Source organism: uncultured Succiniclasticum sp. (genome assembly GCF_902793885.1).
Lineage (GTDB): Bacteria > Bacillota > Negativicutes > Acidaminococcales > Acidaminococcaceae > Succiniclasticum.
Window position 1 is genome coordinate 54,415 of sequence record NZ_CADBFF010000016.1, and the last position, 10,211, is coordinate 64,625.

Annotated in this window: 7 protein-coding genes; 1 reads left to right on the forward strand and 6 read right to left on the reverse strand. The window is 49.0% G+C overall.

From position 1 onward, the window contains the following. The first annotated feature begins 83 nt into the window (after positions 1–83). Positions 84–974 (forward strand): EamA family transporter RarD, encoded by an 891-nt coding sequence (rarD, locus tag QZV31_RS08890; protein ID WP_295359725.1) that lies wholly within the window; start codon positions 84–86, stop codon positions 972–974. Positions 975–1,191: 217 nt separating this feature from the next. On the opposite strand, the gene larA (QZV31_RS08895) is transcribed toward rarD, so the two are convergent. The 6 genes from larA (QZV31_RS08895) to trkA all read right to left on the reverse strand — a co-directional run bounded on the left by larA (QZV31_RS08895) (position 1,192) and on the right by trkA (position 9,916). Beyond that, a complete protein-coding gene (gene larA, locus QZV31_RS08895; protein WP_295359727.1) occupies positions 1,192–2,493 on the reverse strand; it encodes a nickel-dependent lactate racemase in 1,302 nt (433 codons plus the stop codon). A gap of 125 nt (positions 2,494–2,618) precedes the next feature. Beyond that, positions 2,619–3,917, reverse strand: coding sequence for a nickel-dependent lactate racemase (gene larA / locus QZV31_RS08900; protein ID WP_295359729.1), 1,299 nt, complete (start codon positions 3,915–3,917; stop codon positions 2,619–2,621). 66 nt (positions 3,918–3,983) lie between these two features. Then, positions 3,984–5,444 carry a TrkH family potassium uptake protein gene (locus tag QZV31_RS08905; protein WP_295359731.1) on the reverse strand — a complete coding sequence of 487 codons (1,461 nt, stop codon included), beginning with the start codon at positions 5,442–5,444 and terminating at the stop codon, positions 3,984–3,986. Between the two features lie 48 nt (positions 5,445–5,492). After that, a complete protein-coding gene (locus QZV31_RS08910) occupies positions 5,493–6,953 on the reverse strand; it encodes a TrkH family potassium uptake protein (RefSeq protein WP_295359733.1) in 1,461 nt (486 codons plus the stop codon). Between the two features lie 11 nt (positions 6,954–6,964). After that, positions 6,965–8,422, reverse strand: coding sequence for a TrkH family potassium uptake protein (locus QZV31_RS08915; protein ID WP_295359735.1), 1,458 nt, complete (start codon positions 8,420–8,422; stop codon positions 6,965–6,967). Positions 8,423–8,566: 144 nt separating this feature from the next. Further along, positions 8,567–9,916 (reverse strand): Trk system potassium transporter TrkA, encoded by a 1,350-nt coding sequence (gene trkA / locus QZV31_RS08920; protein WP_093729462.1) that lies wholly within the window; start codon positions 9,914–9,916, stop codon positions 8,567–8,569. Positions 9,917–10,211: the final 295 nt, after the last annotated feature.

Here is a 10,211-nt window from a genome sequence, read left to right on the forward strand (position 1 = left end):
AAATGCGTATGAAAACGCCTTGCTTTCTTTACGTTTTATATAGCCGGCCCTGAATAGAATCTGCCGGCAGAACGGAGAACATCATGCAGGAAAACAAAAATCTAGGATATATGGCTGCCTTAGGCTGTTATGTCCTTTGGGGCATCCTTCCCCTGTACTGGCATTTAATGGCTGATGCAGAGGCTAATGAAATTCTGTGCCACCGCATCCTCTGGTCGGTCGTGTTTATGCTGATCGTCATAGTTGCTACAAAGCGCTGGCAAACCTTGAAAAAGGATTGCCTTGAACTGTGGCAAAATAAAAAACGCGGCGCCATGCTGGTGGCCGCCGCTATTATCATCAGTCTGAACTGGCTTACCTATATCTGGGCCGTCAATCATAATCATGTCATCGATACCAGTATCGGCTATTACATCAACCCGTTGGTAAACGTCCTTTTCGGCGTAGCGATTTTCGGTGAGACCCTTTCTGCGCCGAAAAAACTTAGTATCGCACTGGCAGCTGTCGGCATTTTCCTCATGACCTGGCAGATTGGCAAGTTGCCCTGGGTTTCGGTAGCGCTGGCTCTGACCTTTGGCAGTTACGGCGCCTTGAAGAAGAAGCTGAAGCTGGATCCCTTTACCAGTATTACACTGGAAACCCTGCTGCTTTTTCCTTTTGCATTCTATTATGTGGCAAACCTCACGGCAGCCGGAGCCGCCCACTTTGGTCCGGAAACTCCCACGCTCAGCCTGCTGCTGGCCGGATGCGGTGTAGCCACCGCAGTTCCATTGATCCTGTTTTCCTATGGTGCAAACCTTCTGCCGTTAAATGTGCTGGGCTTTTTTCAGTACATCAGTCCTTCCATGACCTTGCTATTGGGAATTTTCTTTTTCAACGAACCCTTTGGCACAACACAGCTTTTCACGTTCGGTTTTATCTGGCTGGCCCTTTTGGTATTCACCGTTTCCGAATGGAAAGCCAGTCACGCATAGCGGTGTGCCTGAATACACAAGACAGAGATTCAGGAATTGTCTGCCTTAATTGTCTGCCTTAATTGCCTTGTTTATATCCAATTTGTTTTTTATCTTTAAGGTTTATCTTTGCTACTCTTTTTCCCGAATTGTTACAGCATAAACTGGTAATACAAAACGCTGGTCACATGTATCTGCACACGTATCTGCAGGTACATGAACCAGCGTTTTACTTTTTTCATTCTTTTTCTGCCAAAACCGGAAGCGTGTCGCCTCCATAGGGCATGATGTTGATGGTGTAGTCCGTTTTGCCCTGCTCTTTCAGTTTGGCTTCCGCTAATTTCCATGCGTCCTGTAATGTGGCTGCCGGAGTTGCTCCCGTCTTTCTGGCATTGGCAAAATTCTCCGGCTCCGTTACCAGGATAATCGTAAAATGCCTTGCCAGACAGCACATATAAAACGCGACATAGAACGGAACCGTAAAGTCCGCCCGCACATCCAGTTCCATCCGCTTCAGGTCTGTATAGCGGAAGCTTTCGAAAAAGGCGGGCGGCTCCGTCATATCCTGACAACGCAATACGGCAATCAGGATGCCGCCTTCCTTTAACGCGGCCGCCCCCGGCGCATAGCATTTCATTCCCTGATATAAACTGATATCCCTGGGATACCCGCCTCCCGAGACGATGACTACGTCGCTCTTTTCTTTCAGGGGCACGCCCTGCAGTTTCATAACTTCTTTTGTTCCCTGCAGCCAGGCCTCATACCAGTGACCAGCCATAATTTTAAAGAAGTTTCCCTCTGCGTCCATGATGGCGTTGACCATGAAGCAGGGGTTTAAAAAGGAAGCAACATCACACATGTCTTCGCTGAGCCGGTTGCCGAAATGACGCATGATAGAAGTATCCGGGTTTACCCCGCCGCCGATTTCATCCGTCAGGGCCAAATTATGGTTGTGATTGATGGACTCCGCGCCGGCGATACCGGGCAGCACGCTTTTCCGTCCGCCGCCGAAGCCGGCATAAATATGGGGAGAAAGTCCGCCGGTAAGGATGACCTTATCGGCAGCAGCAACCTGTTTATTGATCCACACGGGAGTCCCCCGCTTTGTGGTTCCCAAATACACGCAGGCTTCCGTCGCCGGATTATGGTCGTACACCTTAATACGGTGGAACAGTTCGCTCCCTATAATCTCTTCTTTCTCCGCCGCTGAATTCAGCCGGTGCTTTCCGGTTGCGATGATGATACTGATATCAGCATCCGGTACGCCAATCTGATTTAACCTGGCAACAAGTATGGGTAAAAACAAATCAAAACGAGCCCAGGCGCGGGTAATATCACTGACGAGCAACACAACTTTTTCGCCCGGTTTCACCATCTGGTCCAATGTCGGAGTTCCAATGGGATGGGCAAGCGCTTCTTCCATCAGTTTCGCCACCGTCTGAGGTTTATCAGTCACCGGCGGAAGTAACACCTGAGAAACATGTTCTTCCGACAAGCTAACAACCTGTTCTCCTTTTCCATAAGGAATTTTATATTCCATACGAATAACCCCTTCCCTGAAGTTCAAACGATTACAAAGTCATACATTTTTTTATGATTACAGAAAACCGCAATAAGGTAAAGCCGTTCCCATTTCTCCCCTTACGACTTCGTGTACTGCTATAATTATTCAGTCAACACCGGCAGTGTAACCGGCGCATGTCCCATCAGGGTAATGGTATAGTCCGTCCTGCCTTCCTCCGTCAGTTTTTTCTGCGCCAGCTTCCAGGCTTCCGCCACGGTTTCCACCGGGATCTGTCCGGTCCGGCGGACAAAATCAAAGTTTTCCTTTCGGGTCACCAGATACACGGTATGGGCTTCAATGATGCAGCGGCTCTTATAGGCAACAAAGGCAGCCATATAAAAATTGTCCCGGACTTCCTGTTCCGTCTTCTGCAGGTCGCTCTTAATCAGCCAGTCCGTAAACACGGCCGGTTCCTTAATGTCCGGGCATTCCAGCATGATGATGGCAATGCCGCCGGGTTTGACTGCCACGTCCACATTCATGTGACTCTTAGTACCCTGATACAGGTTGATATCCTTGGGATACCCGCCGCCGCTGGCAATGACCACGTCCGCCTGTTCTTTAACAGGTATGCCGCTGATTTCCAGCAGATCCTTGCAACCCTGATAAAAAGCGGTCTTCCAGTTGCCGGCCACTACTTCGTACAGACCGCCTTCACTGGTAAGAACCACGTTCAATAAAAAGTCCGGATTCACAAACTCCACACATTCCATCAGGTCTTCGTGGAAGGGGTTTCCTTCCAGTTTTGCCGTGGTCACGTCAGGGTTGCAGCCGTCTCCCGGTTTTTCCGCCAAAGCCAGCACATGGTTGCGGTTGATGGTCTCCAAACCCGCCACGCCGGGTACGATAGCTTTGCGCCCGCCGCCAAATCCGGCCATGGGATGCAGGGTCACGGCGCCGGTGGCAATGATTTTATCCGCATTGGCCACGATTTTATTGATGTAGACTTTATTCCCTCTGGAAGTCGTACCCTTGTATACCAGGTTTGATTTGTCCCGGCAGTCATGCTGGTGCACACGGAACCGTTTCACCGTGGCTTCCCCCAACACCAGAATATCCTCTTCCGGGGTCTGGGCCCGGTGGGTTCCGGTAGCGATGACAATATCAATATCGCTGTCAGGAATGCCCTTGTCGTTCAGTTCCTGCACAATCACCGGCAGAAACTGGTCTGTGTAGCACAGCCGGGTTTCGTCGCTTACGACAATAGCTATCTTCTCTCCCGGTTTCACAATCTCCGCCAGCGGCTTGCTGTCAATGGGGTTGCGGATTGCCTTTAATGCAGCGGCGGCAATATCTTTTTCCACCGCCACTTCTTTCCCGTGCAGGTCGTAAATGATATGCTCTTCCGGCAAATCTACCTTCTGCGTTCCTTTTCCATAAGCAAATTCATAGGTCTTCATACACCGTACTCCTCCCGAACGATTATCTTATCACACGTCAAAATTTGTTTAATTATGTCAGGCAATTTACCAACGGCTGCGTCCGTTCCAGAATTTCCGGTGGAACAGAATCAGCAGGGTGTACATTTCCAGACGCCCCAGCAGCATCGTAAACGCCAGCATTAATTTTGCAGCCGAAGGCAGAGGCGCAAAATTTCCTGTAGCTCCGACAACAGGCCCGAACCCGGGGCCTATGCTGCTGAGACAGGCAAGGACAGCGGTCACTGCGGTTTGAATGTCGACACCCGTAGATACAACCGCAATGGAAACAAGGACAAAAATACCAATATAAGTAAAGAAAAAGGACAGTACCAGCGCAAACACGCTGTTTTCAATTTTATGGCCGTTAAACAGAATCGGTCTGGACTCCTGGGGATGCAGCGCCTTAACCACGCCTTCCTTCACGCCCCGGGCCAGAACGATAATCCGGGATATTTTAATTCCGCCGGATGTGGATCCCGCACAGGCGCCGGTAAAGTAAAGCAGCATCAGGCAAAGCTTCGGAAACGTCGGCCACTGATCAAAATCCGCGGAAACGTAACCGGTTGTTGATACAAAAGATGCCACCTGGAAAAAGGCTTCGCGCAACCCGCGGAATGGGGAAAAGCCATACGCCGCCAGAGATACTGTCACAAGAGTAACCAGTGTCAGGTACATAAATAAGTAACAACGGAACTCGTCATCCTTTAACAGCACTCCGGGTCCGTTACGTTTCACTTTAAAATACAGGGAAAAGTTTCCTCCGGCAAAGAACATAGCGCAACCCAGCACCAATTCCACGCTCAGGCTTTTAAAATGAACGATACTGTCATTATAGCTGGAAAATCCCCCGGTCCCTACCGCTGAAATGGCGTGAACCACTGCGTCATACAGGTCCAGGCCGCAGAACAGAAGCAAAATCGCCGTGCATCCTGTGATAAAGATATAAATCTGGAACAGGGCCTGCGCCGTCTTCTGCAGGCGGGGCAAAAGCCTTTCCCCCTCAAAGCCGCTGCTTTCGGCATTAAAAAGATGAGCCGCTCCCCCGCTGATCCTGGGCAGCAGTGCAATGAAGATGACGATAATTCCCAGTCCGCCGATCCAATGCATCCAGACCCGCCAGAACAAAAGGCTGCGGGGCCAGATTTCAATATCCGGAAGCACGGTAGCGCCGGTGGTGGTCAATCCGGACATAGCTTCAAAGAATGCATCCACCGGACCCAGCATGCCGGCCGCCAGAAATGGTACGGAAGAAAAACAAACCGCTATAAGCCATGTGGAAACAACAGTCAGAATCCCTTCCCGGTTTGTAAGGTTATATTGTTCGGTTATTTTCGTTCCCAGTTTTTGGAAAAGAAAACCAATGAGAAAAGATGCTATCATACAGACAGCAAAAATTTTAGCCCCGACGTCCTGATAACCTAAGCCAAGAAACATGGGAACCGCAAAGACCACTCCAAGAAAATATAAGATTTTTCCCATTAAATACAAAATGACTTTGCCGTTCAATGTAATACCTCCATAAAGCAAGGTAAACAGAAAATAAATGCGTTTTTATCACCAGCGGCTGTTCATGTGCCAGAATTCTTTGCGCAACATAACCAACACGGTATAAATTTCCAGACGCCCGATCAACATGGCCAATGCCAGCACCATTTTGCCGGCGTCAGAAACATGGACGAACTCCCCTTCCAGCCCGATACCGCCAAAGGCCGCACCACAGCTGCTGATACAGGCCATCACGCCGAAAATGGCTTCCGTCAGGGAAACGCCGGTGGCTGCAAACAGAATGGAAAGCACCACCACGCTGATTACATACAGGAAGAAAAACCGGCTGATAGAAGCCAGTACCGCAATGGTCAGCGGCTTGCCCTCAAACTTTACCGCAAACAGCATCTTGGGATGCAGCACCCGCTTCAGTTCAACTATGGTCATGCGTACCAGAACCACAAACCGGGCAATTTTGATGCCGCCCGCCGTAGAACCCGCGCATCCTCCGGTAAAATACAAAAGCATGAGCGTCAGCTTGGCTACTGCCGGCCACTGTTCGTAGTTGGTAGAAGCAAAACCGGTGGTAGAAGAAAAAGACGCTACCATAAAAAAACTGTGACGCGCAGCTTCTAAAAATGTATCATCCGTCCCTGCATACACAGACAAGGTGATAAGACATGAGGTTGCCAGAATAAAATAAATAAAAATACGGAACTCTTCGTCTTCCCACAGCACGTGCCATCCCCTGTAACGGACTTTATAATACAGGGCAAAATTGGCTCCCGCCAGAACCATAAAGAAAAAAACAACCAGCTCAATCAGCGGATTATTATAATGCATAAGACCGTTATCATAGGTAGAAAAGCCTGCTGTCGCTACCGTCGCCATAGCATGGTTGACCGCGTCAAACAAATCCATGCCGCAAACAAAAAGTAAAAACGCTTCCGCTAACGTCAGCGACGAATAAATCATAAAGAGTATCTGCGCAGTGGTACGCAGCCGCGGCAGCAACCTGTCTTCATTAAATCCCGTCGCTTCCGCTACAAAAAGATGAAAGGCACCGCTGGCCATACGTGGCAGCAACGAGATAAAAATTACGATGATACCCAGACCACCCAGCCAGTGTGTAATACCACGCCAGAATAAAACGCTGCGGGGCAGCGCCTGCAGACTTTCAATGACGGTAACCCCATTCGTAGTCACAGCAGACATCCCTTCGAAAAAGGAAGCGAACAAATCCAGTTCACCGGTCATCCAGTAAGGCATTCCCGCCAGCGCCGCACACAGCACCCAGGAAAACGTTGCTGTAGCAACCCCTTCCCGGTTGGTTATCGTCTGAGAATATTTGTTAAACCGGGCATAATGGTTCAGCAGATATCCGACAAAGTTGCAAATCAAAAAGCAGGTAAAAAAAACTTCAGCGCATCCGTCTTCCAGGTACAGGGACATTCCCCAGGGAATAAAGTAAACAGCACCCAGACAGAAAACCATGCGGGCCATTAAGTAAAATACGATGCGTATATCCAAGCCGACACCTCTTACCAGCCGCGTTTCTTCGCCCAGAAATCAGGGTGCAGGAACATTACAAAAGCAAATAATTCAATACGGCCCATAATCATCGTTACATACAAAATCAGATAACCAAAGCTGCTCAGTGCTTCAAAGGTAGTTCCTTCCCCCATGATTCCATAGGCAGAACCTACATTGCTCAAAAATACGACAACAGTCGCCATCGATTCCAGCATGTCGCTTCCGGTCAGGGAGTACAGCATGGAAAGCGCAATAAATACGATGAAGTAAAGGAAAAAATAACGGCCCACGCCGATGATCGCCTGCGCCGGTACCGGCCGTCCGCTCATCGTGATTACACTGACCATCCGGGGATGCAGGGTACGTTTAATTTCTTGCCAGCAGACTTTCAACAACACGACCACGCGGGATACCTTTACCCCGCCGGACGTGGAAGCAGAGCAACCGCCGATAATCGCCGCATAAAACAGCAGAAGACGGCTGAAAGCCGGCCAGTGGCTGAAATCCTGGGTGGCCAGTCCGGCTGTACTCATAATGGATACTACCTGGAAAAACGCATAGCGGAAAGACTGGAAAAAATCATAGAAATGACTTCTCCATAGATTATAGGTCACCAGCAGGGTCAGTCCGGCAATGATACCAAAATACCAACGCCGTTCCGTATCTTTCCAAAATACATCCACACGTTTTTGCAGGATTCGGTAATACAAAATAAAATTACAGCTTCCGATAATCATAAATAAAACCAGAACCAGTTCCAGAAGAGGATCGTTGCACTCCGTCAGGTAGGTACGGTAATGGAGATACCCGCTGGTCGAAATGGAGGTGGCTGCCAGCTTTACTGCCATCTCCAGCGGTTGTTTCAAAATCAGAAGAACCACTGTCATCAGCAACGTCAGCCCCAGATACAGAAAAAACAGGACGCGTACCGCCGCACGGATATGGGGCATGGTACGTTCCGCAGAATTCCCCTGCACTTCTGCGGAAAACAAGTTGGCCGCGCTGGAGCCCAATTGGGGCATAATGACAGCAAAAATGACGATAGCGCCGATACCGCCCAGCCACTGGCTGACGTCATGCCATAACAAAAGACTGGACGGATACGGAGCTCCTTCCAGTACGGAACTCACACCGGTCGTCGTCAACGCAGAGGCGCTTTCAAACAATGCCTTTGGTACGGAAAAATCGCCCGAAGCGATATACGGAACAGCACCCAAAAGACTGGTGTAAAGCCAGGACAAGCCTAAAAACACAGCGCCGCCCCGGATGGATAGGCGCATCTTCCGCTGTGAAACGGTAGTCCGTAACGCATAGGCACCAAAGCCAAAGCCTATCAGAATCGTTCCCAGAAACGGAAGCACCATTTCCGGCTCCTGGTTCAACGCACAGGCCAGGGACGGCAACATCGCCGCTACCATTCCCAGGGACACAAGTCCCGTCATGCGCAATACTAATTTTTCTTCCATAGCATCTTTAATCCCACATTCTTCAGGTAAAAAGCAAACATGATTAACGCTTTTATGACTTATGCTTTTTTACATCAGATTTTCCAAGCGACAGCTTTTCCCAAAATTTAAAAAGAATGAAATACACATTTCATATTGCCTGCATCAGAGGGTTTTGTTCCCCGCAAACATATCCATAACATCCTGAACAACTTCCGTCTGCGCAAAGACAATGACCCTGTCACCGGCATTCAGCATGCTTTGCCCATTAGGAACCGAAGCTTCACCATCATGGACAATACCGCAAACCAGGCATTCCCGGGGCAGCTTTGCCCGAATCAGCGTCTTGCCGTCCACTTTACAGCCGGGTTGAACCTGCAATTCCAGCGCCTCGGCTTTTGCGCCTTCCAAAAGGGCAACCGATACGATGCCGCCCTGGCGGACAAACCGCATCACTTCCGCAGCACTTAACAAACGCGCCGACAAGGCAATATCCACACCGACCTTGGCCATTAAATCTACATATTCATTTCTGGCCACCCGTACAATGGTCTTTTTCGCGCCAAGATGTTTTGCCAGCAGCGCCAGCAGCAAATTCAGTTTATCGTCATCGGTCAGGCAGACCACGCAATCCGCTTCCGTGATACCTTCTTCTGTCAGCAGGTCGATATCCGTCCCGTCACCGCAAAGGACCAGACCATTGTTGAGCTGCTCTGACAAAATACGGCAGCGTTCCTTATCTTTTTCAATAACTTTTACAAAGACGCCCTGCTTTTCCAACATCTGCGCAAGCATACGTCCGGCACGGCCTGCGCCGATCAGAAGCACTCGTTCCAGTTTATCATACGTAGATTCAAAGTTTACTTCAAACTTTTTAATAACTTCCTGGCTCCCAACAAAGTACACGTTGTCACCGGGTTCGAGGATGTCATCGCCATGAGGAATGATCATCCTGTGTTTCCGGAAAATCATGGCAATCAGAATATTACCGGGAAGCCTGACGTTCTTTAATGGAACACCTAAAAATTTAAAATCATTCGGCAGCCGCGCGCCGAACATACGCACTTTTCCGTCAGCAAAATCATCTACATCCAGCGCAGCCGGCGTCATCAGTATATGACTGATTTCATTTGCCGTAATGCGTTCCGGATTCAGATTTAAATCCACACCCAGTGTTTTATTCAGCAGTAATGGTTCGCTGTCAGTATAGTCTTCATTACGTACCCGAGCGACAGTATGCTTGGCGCCAAATGCTTTAGCCATACGACAGGCAACCAGGTTCACTTCATCGCTGTCCGTTACAGCAATAAACACATCTGCGTTACGAACCTCAGGCATATCCAAAACTTCCGGACTGCATCCATTTCCCTGAATGGTCAATACATCAAGGGAATCTTTCACTACCTGACGGCGTTCATCTTCCTGTTCAATAACCACAACATCATAAGAACCGTCTGCCAGAAGTTTGGCAATACTGTAACCCATCTTACCGGCGCCAACAACAACAATACGCATAAAATCACCTGCTTATCAATTTAGCTATCAAAAATAGTATTCGGAAACAAACACGAAACACGAAAAAGAATAGGAAGCAATTAAAACTTACTTAATTAATTACACACCTATACATTATAATTATACTACCAACGTACTATAAATAAAAGCGATTTTTAGTAGATTAACCCATAGTAAAAGCCCCCGCACGTGTAGCACGGGGGCTTCGTCTCTGACCGGCAACAATCTATCCTCCCAGGCCGCTTCCAGCCCAGTACTTTCGACGCGTGAGAGCTTAACTGCTGTGTTCGGGATG